Source organism: Aliiglaciecola sp. NS0011-25 (assembly GCF_040370605.1).
GTDB classification, from domain to species: Bacteria; Pseudomonadota; Gammaproteobacteria; order Enterobacterales; family Alteromonadaceae; genus Aliiglaciecola; species Aliiglaciecola lipolytica_A.
This window is the reverse complement of the sequence record NZ_BAABWR010000006.1, coordinates 188418-202341: the sequence shown is the minus strand read 5'-3', so window position 1 is coordinate 202341 and position 13924 is coordinate 188418. Positions and strand designations below refer to the sequence as shown.

Here is a 13924-nt window from a genome sequence, read left to right as displayed (position 1 = left end):
AATCTATTGGACAGCTTTGGAGTACTACAATGCAAAATTATATATCTCGCGGAAAATTGAAAATAGCGGAAGAGTTAGATTGTTTCATTAAAGACGAAGCAATTGGCCAAACAGAAGTAGCATTAGATACTTTTTGGAATGGGTTTGAGCAGTTGTTGACGGAGTTCATGCCGAAGAATCAGGCGCTGTTAAAAAAGCGCGACGACTTACAAGTAAAAATCGATAAGTACTGCCAACAAAATCCGCAATATAACCTTTCTGACTACAAAGCGTTCTTGCAAGAAATTGGTTACCTGTTACCTCAACCTGCTGGGTTTCAAATTAGTACGCAAAATGTTGATCCTGAAATTGCAACTATGGCAGGTCCACAACTCGTTGTTCCAATCAACAATGCGCGCTATGCAATTAATGCGGCAAATGCAAGATGGGGTAGCCTTTACGATGCCCTTTATGGCACCGATGTGATTAGTGAAGAAAATGGTGCTCATAAGAGTGGTCCTTATAATAGTGTTAGAGGGCAAAAGGTTATAGAGCACGGACGTCACTGGCTTGATGTCGCCGCTCCGCTTGAAAAGGGAAGCCATCAGAATGTAATAGCCTATTCAATTGAACAATCAACTTTAGTTTGCAAACTTGATAATGGTGAACAAACCCAACTAAGTGATATAGATCAATATATAGGTTTCATTGGCGAAGTTGACGATCCTAAATCAATTATACTTACCCACAACGGGCTGCATATTGAGTTGCAATTCGACCGCTCGCACCCAGTTGGCGCAGCGGACCCAAGTGGATTAAAAGATATCGTCCTTGAAGCGGCTTTAACCACTATCATGGATTGTGAAGACTCTGTTGCCGCCGTTGATGCAGAAGATAAAACTTTAGTTTATCGAAATTGGTTAGGCTTGATGAAAGGCACACTTTCCACTTCTGTGCAAAAAGGCCAAAATACCATTGAGAGAACACTCAGTAACGATAAGGTTTTTACAAATCTAGATGGTCAAACAACTAGCTTGAAAGGTCGCAGTTTGATGTTTATTCGAAATGTTGGCTTGCTAATGTCAAACGATGCCATTTTGTTTGATGGTCAGGCAATACCTGAAGGCATTATGGATTGCATGATCACCTCTTTGATCGGTAAACATGACTTATTAGGACATAGCCCATTCTCGAACAGTGAAAAAGGCAGTATCTATATAGTGAAACCTAAAATGCATGGCCCAGAAGAAGTTGCGTTTTCAAATGCCTTATTTGCACAAGTAGAAAAAATACTTGGACTAGATGAAAATACGATAAAAATGGGTATTATGGATGAAGAAAGACGCACTTCAATTAACCTCAGTGCCTGTATAGAAGCAGCGAAAACCCGTGTAGTATTTATCAATACTGGATTTTTAGACCGCACCGGCGACGAAATCCATACGTCTATGCAGCTTGGTCCATTTGGTTTAAAAGGGCAATTGAAGACACTTCCGTGGATAACTGCTTATGAAAAAGATAACGTAGGTCATGGTTTAGCGGCTGGCTTGTCTGGAAAAGCACAAATTGGTAAAGGCATGTGGCCAATCCCCGACCACATGGCCGAAATGATGAAAGCCAAAATACAACATCCTAAAGCCGGTGCGAATACAGCTTGGGTGCCTTCGCCCACTGCCGCGACTCTACATGCTTTGCACTATCATCAAGTTGATGTATTTGCAGTGCAATCGACACTTAAAACGCAACATAGTGATGGATTAGACGATATCCTTACTGTTCCTTTAATGGAGCCAGGAACAGTGCTAGATGACGAAACTAAGACCCGAGAATTAGACAATAATGTTCAAGGCATTTTAGGTTACGTGGTTAGATGGGTAAACCAGGGAATTGGCTGTTCAAAAGTGCCCGATATCAATGATGTAGGGCTGATGGAAGACAGAGCGACACTTAGAATTTCCAGTCAGCATATAGCCAATTGGTTATTGCATGGAATAGTTGACGAGTCACAAGTCAATGCATCATTAAATAGAATGGCAAAACTGGTAGACCAGCAAAATGCCGGAGATCCTGAATACATCAATATGTGTCCAGATCTGGATAAATCTATTGCTTTTGAGGCGGCAAAGGCACTAATTTTCGAAGGGGTAGATCAGCCAAATGGTTATACCGAACCTTTACTGCATGAAATGCGTCGTAAGATGAAAGAGCAACTCGCTTCTTAACCTGAGTACAAATAAAAACGCAAGGTGACTCTTATATAGAGTACCTTGCGTTTCTTATTTCAAACCTGAAAAACGATTAATTCACGTTGAAGTAATCTTTATACCAACCTACAAAGTTTTTAATCCCGGTTTGAATTGTCGTTTGTGGACGGTAATCAACATCTCGAACCAAAGCTTCAACATCAGCGTAAGTATCAGGAACGTCACCCATTTGCAGCGGCAGTAGCTCTTTCTCTGCGGTTTTACCCAGGTTATCTTCCAAGGTCTCAATATATTCCATTAACTGAACAGGTGATTGGTTACCGATGTTGTAAACCCGCCAAGGTGCTTTACTTGTTCCAGGATCTGGATTCTTACCAGACCAATCTGGATTAGACTCAGCTGTGTGATCTAGGGTGCGGATAATACCTTCTACTATGTCATCAATGTAGGTGAAATCGCGTTTATGGTTACCGTAGTTAAACACTTTAATCGGTTTATCTTCTAAAATCGCTTTAGTAAATAAGAACAACGCCATGTCTGGACGCCCCCAAGGACCGTAAACGGTAAAGAAACGCAACCCAGTCGTAGGCAAGTTGAATAAATGACTATAAGTATGAGCCATCAGTTCGTTGGCCTTTTTACTTGCCGCGTATAACGATACTGGATGGTCAACGTTATCGTGCACAGAGAAAGGCATAGACTCGTTAGCCCCATAAACTGAACTAGAGGAAGCATAAACTAAGTGTTTCACTTTATTGTGTCTACATCCCTCTAATATATTCATAAAACCAACAATATTGGCATCAATATAAGCGTGAGGATTTTCTAATGAATAACGCACACCAGCTTGTGCCGCCAGGTGTACGACTTTGTCAAATTTATGTTCTTCAAACAAATCAGCCATAGACTCTTTGTCTTCCACTGACATTTTAACAAAGGTAAAGTTATAGCTGTTTTTATGTTGCTCTACTCTTTTTAATCTATCGAGCTTGAGGTTCACGTCATAATAATCATTGAGGTTGTCTAAACCCACTACTTCATCACCACGTTCAAGCAAATACAAACTTACATGAGATCCAATAAAACCGGCAGCCCCAGTTACTAAAATTTTCATTTACTTTGTCCTAAAGTCTTAAATCAACGATTTCTTTATCAATAATATATTTCAAGTCAAACACAACACAATTGTCTTTACCTAGCGCACGAAGTTCTTGGCTCGACATTTGTTTGAACTCTTGGTGGGCAACGGCCGCAATGATAGCGTCATATTTGCCCACTTCCGGTTCACTGACTAATTTCAATCCATATTCAGCTTGAACCTCTTCTGATTCAGCCCAAGGATCATAGATATCGACATTCACATGATAGTTATCCAACTCAGTGGCAATGTCGACTACCTTAGTATTGCGAATATCGGGGCAGTTTTCTTTGAATGTGATCCCCATAAGAAGCACATTAGCGCCATTGACCATGATTTTTTTGTTTAGCATTTTTTTCACTAGACGACTGACCACGTACTCGCCCATTTGGTCGTTAATGCGACGGCCCGCCAATATAACTTCAGGATGATAACCAATCTCTTCGGCTTTATGGGTCAAATAATAGGGGTCAACACCAATACAGTGGCCGCCTACTAACCCGGGGCGAAACGGCAAGAAGTTCCATTTACTACCGGCGGCTAATAACACCTCTTCGGTGTCAATACCGAGCCTTTCGAATATCATTGCCAACTCATTTATTAGCGCAATATTCAAATCTCGTTGGGTATTTTCAATCACTTTAGCCGCTTCGGCGACTTTTATGGAAGACGCCCTATGTGTACCCGCTTCAATAATACTGAGATACAATTGATCGACTAAATCACCAATTTCAGGAGTGGAACCACTGGTGACTTTGATAATGCTTTCCAGACGATGGGTTTTATCTCCTGGATTGATTCGCTCTGGGCTGTAGCCTGCATAGAAATCTTGGTTGAACTTCAATCCAGAATACTTTTCGATTAACGGAATACATACTTCTTCAGTCGCACCTGGGTATACTGTTGACTCATAAATAACAGTAGCGCCAGATTTGACCACCTTACCAATCATTTCACTGGCTTTTTTCAAAGGGGTCAGATCAGGTTGACGATTTTTGTCTATTGGTGTTGGAACGGTAACAATAATAAAATCGCACTTGGACAGATCTTCGGGTGCAGATGAAAAGGTTAATGAGGTAACACTTTGCAACTCTTCAGGAGAAACCTCTAAGGTGTGATCTTCACCTCGATTAAGCTCTTCAATCCGCTGTTGATTGATATCAAAGCCAAGGGTAGAGAATTTTTTCCCGAACGATACAGCTAATGGTAAACCAACATAACCTAACCCAATGATGCCTATGCGCTTTTCATAGATATTAACCGTCAAACCTAACCTCACTTTTAAGCCCAGAAAATGATTATTGCTAATCTCATAGTTTGCACCTAAATTAACAGAATTAGTAGTGCTAATTGAAATACTTAGGTATCAATTTTACCTGAGTATGCAATCAAAATTACCACGGTTTTTTTTAACTATGTAATTGAAAGTATGTGATTAAGTTTAATTCTATTGTTCGATAAAAAGATCAAAAGTAAAACCAACAGAAACCTAAAACATTGAAATTACCAATTGGGATTTTCAGGTAATTTCGGGTCAAAATGATGTTTTCCCATAATTTGATCTCGAATCGCAAAAAACGACTTAAATGCAAAATGTTTTATTAATACGTTAAATGGCATTTTTATCCAGTGACCACGAAGATAGACCAATTTTTTTGCCCAACGAATTTTTGCGGTTAAAAGCAAGTCATGTTCTGGACAAATTGCGGGGATAATAGCGTGATTCATTAACCAAACTTGTATCTTAGTCATTTTGTAACGAGCAATATAATCATTTGCTATCTCAGGAACAGAGATATCGGTATAAAACTTTAGTGCGTGCATACAACAAACGAACTCGAATTCGAAATCAGTCTGCTTTGACAAGTCAATTAATGACGTCCAAAAATCATCGCTTTCATACTCTTTTATTAATAAGGTAATATCAAATAAATCTCTAATCCAACTGCTACTATCTTCATTGGCAAATAAGTGAATAATGCTATGCATAACAGTGGTTGCGGGCTCCAACACAAAACAACCAGAAGCCGTTTTTAAACGTGATGAGATAAATTGATCAATATTTGTGGTTCGTCCACTAATTGGCGGATATAGATTGTGGTGCATATCAACCACAGTGGCTCGATTAATATGGATTAGTGGGGGTACTTCATGAGCCCACTGACGATAGTACTTTTCATCGTAATCACTTAGAACTTCAGACTGCCAACGATTATTCTTGAGGTGCGCTTCGGCAGCACTCAAGTCTTTTTTGTTTACCAAAACATCTATATCAGAACAAACTCTTCCGTGACTATTCAAACTATTACGCAGCGTGTATCCGGCTCCTTTTAAAAAGACCGCGGTAATACCAACCTGCTCTAATTGTAGGCGAAACTCAACGGCTTCAAAAAGAATTTGTTGAGCTTGTCGCTTTGCATAAACCTGAGCTGAGCCTAAATGGCGTTTTGCAAACTCAGGATATTGATCAAAACTTCCATCTCGCAAAGCCACATGATACAAGCTAGCTAATAACTTACTCTCACGGAAAATGAAAATAACATTCTGCCATTGAGACAAGGTTAACGTCAGTCCCAAACGAGGTGATAACAATAGTTGAAATAGTATTTTAGTGTCTAACAATTTATTACCCGATCACATCTTCACTGAGAAATTCATTTACTTCATTTAAGTCACTATACTGAATTTCAAAAAGTCGACAAGATTTAATAATTTTAGCAACAGCGTCAAAAGCCTCAGCGCCAAGTACATTGTAGTTAAACGCATTTTTACTCAAGGTGTTGAAGGCATCTAATTGAGTTAATTGGTAAATATTTAGTGTGGATTGGGCTACATATTTTGGAAAAACTACAGCAACAATTGGGGCTTTTTCAAACGTCTGATATTGCTTCCAATTCAACACTTTAACGTGAGCTACATCGCCCTTTTGCGTATCTTTACATATAGGTGAGAAGTAGGCTTTAGGATGCCAAGACTTAATCAGATCGATTGAATTATTTTTAAGACAAACCGGCCTAAAAAGAGGGTTAACCATAGAGGTTGAAGTGTCAATAATAGCCATTTCATCAGAATAAACATCCCAGCCTGACAATCCCAAGTGGGCAGTAAGTGTGCTCTTCCCCGAGCCAGGGAGTGCAGGAAAAATAATTGCTTTGCCGTTTTTAACGAGTACGGCTGAATGAATTAATAAGCGCTCAAATTCATGGGCAGCAATACACCAGTTCATTCCCCATTCAAGAACGGCAGCGGCTTGAGATATTGGAAGAGGTTTAAACGGAGAATGTTGATCAGAGTAAAAACTAATTTGCGGTTTAATAAATCGTCTTAATAATGATTCGTAAACTAGACGAATGGAAAAGTCGACAGGTCCATCAACACTATCAGCATCTGAATACAAACTACTGGCAACTGTCGAAACGTGTTTAACATCTGATTTTAAAGAAAAGCGGTAAAGACCGGTGTCAATAATCTGCATCTAGCTCTACAACTTTTTGAAGAACCTTCTTCTTAACTAAATCGTGGAAAACGAATTCTGCTTCAGACTGATTTAAACCAAGAATAGATTGAAGTAATTTTGCATCGAAGGTTGACTCAATATTGAGTCCAACCTTCTTGGGAGCTTCTAAATGTTTAGAATTGATGAACAGAGTGTTGCTATCATAACCAGAGTATATTCCCAGACCACTCCCATCTTCAAAAAGATGAATCCGAGATCCTGGAGTAAGACTATAGTAACTCACGTCTACTTAATTTCTTAGGATGGCTCCCAGTTACTAAGTGCATGATAGTCAGTCATACCTAACTCAATATCAAGTACAGGCGTGCCCGTTTTGTCTTTCACATACATGAAAACAAACACTTGCTTGCATAAATCTTCGGCTTGAGCAACACCTTCGTATCCCGAATAAAAGCCAAAGACAGCGTTTAAGAATACTGCACCCAATTTTTGGTAGGAACTTCCACAGTTTCCGCTTAATAAATTTCCACAACTATCATCGCTGTAACGGAAGAATTCCTTCGGAAGATTGAGAGAGTAGCCTTTAACAGCATCAATGCTAGCAATATACTTATCTCGTTCTTTTTTACATTTGTCATCACTTTTTCTATGACTACCGTGATTCATGTCTTGTAATTTTTTGAACATGTCATTGCAATTGTTGTCGAGATCCTTCCACTTGTGTGGACGGCATCCGTCATCTAGCACTGGGATAGTACAGGTTTTTTCATGGGTACTAGTTGACAAGTTACCTGACAAATTACCTGACACATTGCAAGTGGTTCCCCAGACTGATTTGGCTGGAAGGCTAACAATCACTGCTCCGGTGGCCGACTTTTTAAGAAAATTACGGCGCTTGTTCACAGCAGAAACATCCTTTTTATACGACTTATCGAATTCATTCATTGATTAAAACCCTTTTTATGCGACTTCTAAAACGCAATTAACTTGATTGAGATCGTAGAAGCAAAAACCACGCCAACACAACAATCCATTGATTTATATATGTTTAATTTGTGTAATATAGTGCAACTGTAAATTTTTTCGACAAGCTAATTTATATCTACATTAGCCGATCGCAAAAGCTGTTTGACATATTTTACAGGTATTGAGTAAGTAATTCCACTAGGCTCGGATAAAATAGTTTCCTTTGTTTCCTTTACAAACACTTTATTAATAACTGCAACGACTTTTCCAGTCTCTACTTCGTATACTGCACTACCACTATTACCTGGGTAAGCAGTTGCATCCATTTGGTAAACTAAGTAAGGCTCTCGTAACCGTTTTAAGGTTTTTGCATCCAATTGACTAGAATGTTCAGTTGGGACAATCACCGGCGTCGATGATGCGATAATTCCGCGATGTGTTGCAGGATATAAACCGAGGATTGCACCAATAGGAAACCCAGTGAAAGCCACTTCTGTTCCATCTGGAATCAAATTGCTACCCGCTAACTGAAAAGGCTTTAATTTTGTGCTAATGCGCAGTAATGCTAAGTCATGTAATTCATCGACTTCTACTATGTATGCCTCATACATTTTAGGATAACGGCCAACTCCCGCTAAAACCACACGCTTTTGTTTCGCTGTCTCATCTAAAGGTTTAGCAATGACATGATTATTAGTCACAATATATTGTCCGTTTGCAACAACAAACCCTGTGCCGTGTAAACTGGTTTGCGGCGCTTTAATTGGATCGTAAATTCCAATTCCCACTACAGATTGTTTCGCCTCTTTTACAATATCGACAATATTGTGGGCGTAACTAGCAGAATGTGTAAGTAAAATAACAAATACAAACAAACGTTTAATCAAACTAGACATAAAATCCATATTCCATTAATTAGCTTAAAATAATAATGCAAAAAACCAAATTGTCAGCCATATTTGAAAGAAAACCAGCTTTATACGAAGTGAAGTAGCCATGTCGCATCCATACAATAACAATAAAAGTCAGATCGTACCTATTTTTTCAGGCGGAGGCACTCGGTTATCTTGCCATATTGGAATACTTCAGGCTTTACTTGAAATGAATCTGTCATTTAATCACGTCGTGGGGATCTCAGGTGGGTCTATCATCAGTGCTTTGTACTGTAGTGGCATGCCATTGGAAAAAATATTAGCCTTATCGCTGGAAACGGATTTTAAACAATTTAAGGGGTATTCCATATTTCGCCTGCTAAAAGAGGGAGGATTAAGTTCGGGAAACCAATTCGAAAAATGGATGGATAAGCAGTTAGAAGGTAAAACCTTTTCACAACTCTCTACCGAGTTAAGCATAGTCGCTACAGATGTTAATGGTGGCGGTCCAGTGGTCTTTAATCATCAAACCACGCCAGATTTAAAAGTTTCTCAAGCTGTTCGATTTTCAATGTCTATTCCATTAATTTTTAGCTTTAAAACCTATGGAGATCACCTTTTGGTGGATGGCGCAATTTTAGCGGAGGATGCGCTTTTTAGAAATTGGACGGGAAGTGACGCTAAAAATGTTTGTTTCAGGTTGAAAAGTCAGCAGATACAACAAGTACGGAAGCGGCAGGTATTTTTTCATTTACCTGAATATATATTTATGCTGATAAAGACCTTTATGACAGCCCTATCAAGGGAATATGTGCACGCTGAGCATTGGCATAACACGATTATAGTTGATACTGGAACCTACTCTTCAGTTGATTTTTCACTGACGATAGAGCAAAAAAAAGAGCTTTATCAAATTGGCTATGACACTGCCCACGAATTCTTACCCAAAAAAATCACACCATTGCAGTAAATTCTAATAATCTATAGTTAGTCAAGCAGTTCTGCTAATTTATTGGTAAATAACTCAACCATTACTTACCTAACATTGCACTCAATGGTAAAAGTACAATTTGCGCCATAAATAACGGCACATTTCCTTTTAAATACCCCACACAAATGTGGCTCACTTTAGCACCACTGCCTGACATAGGGATCTCTGGCGTGACAACAATATTCAGCACGTCGTTGCTGCGCAGACTCTCTAATTGTCGTTTATCAATACACAATTTGTGAGACGAATAAATCATCGGACCCTTTATTAAGTCGTGACCGATGGCTTGGGCGCGTTCCAACAAAGCAGAAGATAGCAAACTCATTGGGTACATTTGTGGAAAGCGAACTTTATCAGCAAATTCATCGATATATTCAGATTGCTCGCCAAAAGCACTGGTTAGGAAGTTTTTCGCATTGCCAACAATCATGTATTTACGCTTCAAAAAACATTGGCTTGCCTGATCAAATGTACGATCTGCGCGCATTCCCCAATCAACATCCTCTGGAAAGTTATCGGGCAGTTGAATAGGATTATATTCAGACTCACGCTTAAATCCCAAAATAACGGCTTTGTCATTTGCTTTTAACAAAAGACGATTAGAATGCTGCTCACCGTCCGCGGTTTGTGTTTTTTTACCTGCTTTGATATCCAGCGTTAGGCTATCACCAGGATTCACAACCCCAGCAAACGTAAACTCAAATACACTGAAGGAAAAGTTTTGAATTTCATCCGATGTATTTAATTCAGTTTGGCGGTGTTGAAATTGAGTTTCAATAAAGCAGCCTAATTGAAATCCCAGAGCGATAGGCCCTTTAAATGGATTATCAGCAATCCAATTCCAGCGATTTTTATCATGAAACAAGTTAAAATCGTCTGTCGAATTCCTAGCCGTTTCAATGTGAATTTGTGATAACTGATAGTTTTTCAATTAAAATCCTCTTTTGAATGATATTCAGGCCAACTTTAAACTAATGTATAACATAGAAATTGCGGTATTTGTTTGACAAATAAGGACTTTAACCCGACACTTTAGTATTAACATAGTTTTAATTTTTTGAGTTTCCCTATTAATAATGGTCAATAAACATAACAAAGGAAAGTTGTAATGACAGAAATTTCTGCGGACAGTATTTCGGGTCATTTTTCCGATTATTTAAAACCTGTATTTTCGGAGTCTGAGCAGCACAAAAAACACTCCTTTGGTATTCGTCACCAGGTGTACTGCGAAGAGTTGCATTTTGAACCTGAAAACATTCAAAAAGTCGAAACTGATGATTTCGATGACCATGCCTATCATTGCCTAATTCAACATAAATCAAGTAAACAATATGCTGGCACTGTAAGGTTAATAACCTCAGCAGATGATAGTCAAAAATTACCGATTGAACTTTACTGTCAAGATGCAATTCAACGACCTGAACTTTTTCCTGATAATTTTGCTAGGAACGATATTTGTGAAATATCACGTTTAGCGGTTCCATTAGAATTTAGACGCCGGAAAATGGATAATTACGACGGTGCAGCTTTAGGTGTTATCAATAAAGAAATATATTCAGAAACAGAATTGCGCTGTTTTCCATTTATTGCAGTTGGATTATATTTATCTGCCACGGCAATTTTGCTGAATAAAAATATTCATCATTGTTACGTTATGGTTGAGCCTAGGTTAGCCAGAAGTATGCGATTTGTTGGACTACCTTTTGAACAAATAGGTCCGGTAATCGATTACCATGGGAAACGAGCCCCATTTTATATTCAACCTCAATCAGTTGAACAAAACCTTAAACAAGATTTTAAAGCCTTATTACGCAACATAACAGCTGAACTCGCCCCACAAATATAGATGATTGATAGCGACTAAGCATTACAGCCATAGGCGATACAAGGATATTACGGGAAGTTAGATATATCCCGTTAATAGACCACGACACTAATTACTTTTGAGAGCGAGATTTATGTTTGACTATAAAGAAGCATTTTCACGTAATATTGGCTGGATGACTGAAGCAGAACAAGATGTTCTCAGACATAGTAAGGTTGCAGTAGGCGGATTAGGCGGTGTAGGTGGAGACCACGCAATTGTCTGCGCAAGGCTTGGCATAGGTAACTTCCACATATCTGATATGGATCAGTACGATTTAGTAAACTTCAATCGCCAAGCTGGAGCTTCAATGAAAACTTTAGGACAAGAAAAATCTAAAGTTATGGAAGATATATTGGCAAACATCAATCCTGAATCAAGTGTCAAGAATTTTGACAAAGGGATTAATGACGAAAATCTCGAAGATTTTTTAGACGGTGTAGATTTATATATTGATAGTTTAGATATTTTTGCTATGGATATTCGCAGAAAGGTTTTCAAGAGGTGTTACGAAAAGAATATCCCTTGCATTACTGCAGCTCCAATGGGAATGGGAACTGCAGTATTAGTTTTCATGCCGGGTAAAATGTCATTTGAAGAATATTTCTGTTTAGAAGGTTTAGAACCTGAAGACCAGTTCTACAATCTAATCATGGGCTTATCTCCAGCTATGTTGCAATTGAGCTATCTAGTTGATAAAAGCAAAGTAGATTTTTGGGCAGGAAAAGTTCCCTCAACACCAATGGGAATCTCGTTGGCGGCAGGAGTATTAAATTCAAATGTGTTGAAAGTACTGCTAAAACGAGGGGAAGTGCTGCACGCTCCTTGGGGTTGGCATGTTGATGCATATAAAAATAAAGCGAAAAAAACGTGGCGCCCCTGGGGTAATAAAAACCCTATCCAAAAATATATTATGTTCCCAATGGTTAAAAAAGCAGTAGGTAAATCGAAGCCTAGCTAAGTTTTTTAGCATCTCTTCAAAAACAAAATAATAGCCATCAGCAACATAGCCCTAAAGCTCAAGCTGTTGGCGCTCCCTCCCCACTTCTGTAGGGCTTTAGACTTTTTAGCATCATTTCATACCCAATAATAAATTAAACTTTCTATAAAGCGGCTCAGAGCTTGGCTTTCTTGTCTAACCTAATCATGTAGTAACGGAAAAAGTTCTGGCAGAAAAGCCAGCTAAGAACGTAAAAGCATTTCATTGGTAATTAGGACGGCAACTATAGATATATAACAGAAGCGTAACTTAGCTAAATGCAGACTTTATGAAACTAGCTATAGTTACCTGTACCTTGGATTTTTAGATCTAATCTTGAATGGCCGAGTATGTGACGTAAATTTGGAGGAAATATAGAGGTTAAATGGGTTAAAGATAATAGTAACTTTTGATTTTTGTAACTTTAAACAATAAAAAACCCGGTGTTTAAACCGGGTTTTTAGAATGCTTTAAAGCAATCTTAGCTTTTACGTCTGCGAGCTGCACCAGCAAGACCTAGAAGACCAAGACCCAATACCGCTAAGCTTGAAGGCTCAGGGATTTGGAAAGAGATAGAACCATCATGGTTACCATTCAATGTGAAAGTACCATCGCCGTTGTTAGTAACAACTACGTCGTTAGGGTCAGTATTGAAATCAACGAATGAGAAGATATCAACCATGTCACCAAGTAAGTCAGTCATAGAACCGTCAGCGAAGTTGAAAACATCACCAGCAGCAACACCATTGACAGTACCAGCACCTACAGAACTAACCATAGTTTTCAAAGAAGGACCACCCAAGCTTTGAACAATTGATACGAAATCAAGAGTAAATAACTCTACGAATTCAGAAGTGTTAGTAAAACCAGGTTCAAAATAATAGAAAGTGATATCACCTGAATTATAGTTAGTTGCTAAAGATGGACCAAGAGAACCAGATAGTTCGAATTGGAACGTTAGTCCCCAATCGCCGTAATCGTTGTCACTTTCAGGACCAAAGCTGTTTGGCAAGAAACCTTCAACAGCATTAAAAGCAATCGCTGAACTTCCCGCTGGACCACTAATGAATCCACCAGTAGTAGTAATTGCATCACCATCGCTAGGACCGTTTGCGTCAGCATCTGTAACAAGGGTTTCAGATTGGTAGTTGTATGTAGCTTGATTTAACCAACCAGTAGTAGTTGAGCCAGCAGCTTGATTTCTTAAGTTGTCACCAAAATCAGCGCCAACATCGATAAAGAATTGGTCAGCCATAGCAACAGACGAACCAGTTGCTAAAATTATCCCTGCTATTAAGGACTTAGTTTTCATGTCTATTCTCCAGCGTAAGTAAAATAAAGGTTTTAAGTTTGCAAAGCTGCTAATTCAGTCACAAGCTTTCCATGGTTAAGTTAAAGCACATTACGGGCCAACTTTTATCCTGTTGATTTATAAGTATTTTAATTTAACATCATTTCAGCCCTGTTAAAAATT

At 38.7% G+C, this 13924-nt stretch carries 13 protein-coding genes; 4 read left to right on the top strand and 9 right to left on the bottom strand.

Annotation, left to right across the window (positions count from 1 at the left end; genetic code table 11):
- Window positions 1-29 precede the first annotated feature (29 nt).
- Window positions 30-2201 (top strand): malate synthase G, encoded by a 2172-nt coding sequence (locus ABWV72_RS07405; RefSeq protein WP_353369655.1) that lies wholly within the window; start codon window positions 30-32, stop codon window positions 2199-2201.
- 76 nt (window positions 2202-2277) lie between these two features.
- Here the strand turns inward: ABWV72_RS07405 and ABWV72_RS07400 are convergent, their stop codons facing one another.
- The 7 genes from ABWV72_RS07400 to ABWV72_RS07370 all read right to left on the bottom strand — a co-directional run bounded on the left by ABWV72_RS07400 (window position 2278) and on the right by ABWV72_RS07370 (window position 8640).
- Window positions 2278-3297, bottom strand: coding sequence for an NAD-dependent epimerase (locus ABWV72_RS07400; RefSeq protein ID WP_353369653.1), 1020 nt, complete (start codon window positions 3295-3297; stop codon window positions 2278-2280).
- Between the two features lie 10 nt (window positions 3298-3307).
- A complete protein-coding gene (tviB, locus tag ABWV72_RS07395) occupies window positions 3308-4588 on the bottom strand; it encodes a Vi polysaccharide biosynthesis UDP-N-acetylglucosamine C-6 dehydrogenase TviB (protein ID WP_353369651.1) in 1281 nt (426 codons plus the stop codon).
- Between the two features lie 236 nt (window positions 4589-4824).
- Window positions 4825-5943 (bottom strand): nucleotidyltransferase family protein, encoded by a 1119-nt coding sequence (locus ABWV72_RS07390; protein WP_353369649.1) that lies wholly within the window; start codon window positions 5941-5943, stop codon window positions 4825-4827.
- A 4-nt stretch (window positions 5944-5947) separates the two neighbouring features.
- Window positions 5948-6796 (bottom strand): HprK-related kinase A, encoded by an 849-nt coding sequence (locus ABWV72_RS07385; protein WP_353369647.1) that lies wholly within the window; start codon window positions 6794-6796, stop codon window positions 5948-5950.
- Window positions 6783-7061 (bottom strand): hypothetical protein, encoded by a 279-nt coding sequence (locus ABWV72_RS07380; protein WP_353369645.1) that lies wholly within the window; start codon window positions 7059-7061, stop codon window positions 6783-6785. The genes ABWV72_RS07385 and ABWV72_RS07380 overlap by 14 nt, the downstream gene beginning before the upstream one ends.
- 14 nt (window positions 7062-7075) lie before the next feature.
- Window positions 7076-7723, bottom strand: coding sequence for a hypothetical protein (locus ABWV72_RS07375; protein ID WP_353369643.1), 648 nt, complete (start codon window positions 7721-7723; stop codon window positions 7076-7078).
- A 146-nt stretch (window positions 7724-7869) separates the two neighbouring features.
- The gene (locus ABWV72_RS07370; protein WP_353369641.1) at window positions 7870-8640 is read right to left on the bottom strand and encodes a S1 family peptidase; all 771 of its coding nucleotides are present in this window, start codon (window positions 8638-8640) and stop codon (window positions 7870-7872) included.
- Window positions 8641-8740: 100 nt separating this feature from the next.
- On the opposite strand from ABWV72_RS07370, the gene ABWV72_RS07365 reads away from it, so the two are divergent.
- The gene (locus tag ABWV72_RS07365) at window positions 8741-9586 is read left to right on the top strand and encodes a patatin-like phospholipase family protein (protein WP_353369639.1); all 846 of its coding nucleotides are present in this window, start codon (window positions 8741-8743) and stop codon (window positions 9584-9586) included.
- 61 nt (window positions 9587-9647) lie between these two features.
- Here ABWV72_RS07365 and ABWV72_RS07360 read toward each other — a convergent pair whose 3' ends face one another.
- Window positions 9648-10538 carry a hypothetical protein gene (locus ABWV72_RS07360; protein ID WP_353369637.1) on the bottom strand — a complete coding sequence of 297 codons (891 nt, stop codon included), beginning with the start codon at window positions 10536-10538 and terminating at the stop codon, window positions 9648-9650.
- Between the two features lie 177 nt (window positions 10539-10715).
- Here ABWV72_RS07360 and ABWV72_RS07355 point away from each other — a divergent pair, with 177 nt between their 5' ends.
- Window positions 10716-11453, top strand: a complete 738-nt coding sequence (locus tag ABWV72_RS07355) for a PEP-CTERM/exosortase system-associated acyltransferase (protein ID WP_216049995.1) — start codon at window positions 10716-10718, stop codon at window positions 11451-11453.
- 112 nt (window positions 11454-11565) lie between these two features.
- Entirely contained in the window at window positions 11566-12432 is an 867-nt protein-coding gene (locus ABWV72_RS07350; RefSeq protein ID WP_216049994.1) for a ThiF family adenylyltransferase, read from the top strand.
- A 499-nt stretch (window positions 12433-12931) separates the two neighbouring features.
- Here the strand turns inward: ABWV72_RS07350 and ABWV72_RS07345 are convergent, their stop codons facing one another.
- A complete protein-coding gene (locus ABWV72_RS07345) occupies window positions 12932-13762 on the bottom strand; it encodes a PEP-CTERM sorting domain-containing protein (protein WP_353369634.1) in 831 nt (276 codons plus the stop codon).
- Window positions 13763-13924: the final 162 nt, after the last annotated feature.

What these genes read in the sequence shown, in the direction of transcription:
- ABWV72_RS07345 (WP_353369634.1), bottom strand. Translation starts at nt 13,762, where the DNA reads ATGAAAACTAAGTCCTTAATAGCAGGGATAATTTTAGCAACTGGTTCG.
- ABWV72_RS07355 (WP_216049995.1), top strand. Translation starts at nt 10,716, where the DNA reads ATGACAGAAATTTCTGCGGACAGTATTTCGGGTCATTTTTCCGATTAT.
- ABWV72_RS07365 (WP_353369639.1), top strand. Translation starts at nt 8,741, where the DNA reads ATGTCGCATCCATACAATAACAATAAAAGTCAGATCGTACCTATTTTT.
- ABWV72_RS07405 (WP_353369655.1), top strand. Translation starts at nt 30, where the DNA reads ATGCAAAATTATATATCTCGCGGAAAATTGAAAATAGCGGAAGAGTTA.
- ABWV72_RS07385 (WP_353369647.1), bottom strand. Translation starts at nt 6,796, where the DNA reads ATGCAGATTATTGACACCGGTCTTTACCGCTTTTCTTTAAAATCAGAT.
- ABWV72_RS07350 (WP_216049994.1), top strand. Translation starts at nt 11,566, where the DNA reads ATGTTTGACTATAAAGAAGCATTTTCACGTAATATTGGCTGGATGACT.
- ABWV72_RS07375 (WP_353369643.1), bottom strand. Translation starts at nt 7,723, where the DNA reads ATGAATGAATTCGATAAGTCGTATAAAAAGGATGTTTCTGCTGTGAAC.
- ABWV72_RS07400 (WP_353369653.1), bottom strand. Translation starts at nt 3,297, where the DNA reads ATGAAAATTTTAGTAACTGGGGCTGCCGGTTTTATTGGATCTCATGTA.
- ABWV72_RS07370 (WP_353369641.1), bottom strand. Translation starts at nt 8,640, where the DNA reads ATGTCTAGTTTGATTAAACGTTTGTTTGTATTTGTTATTTTACTTACA.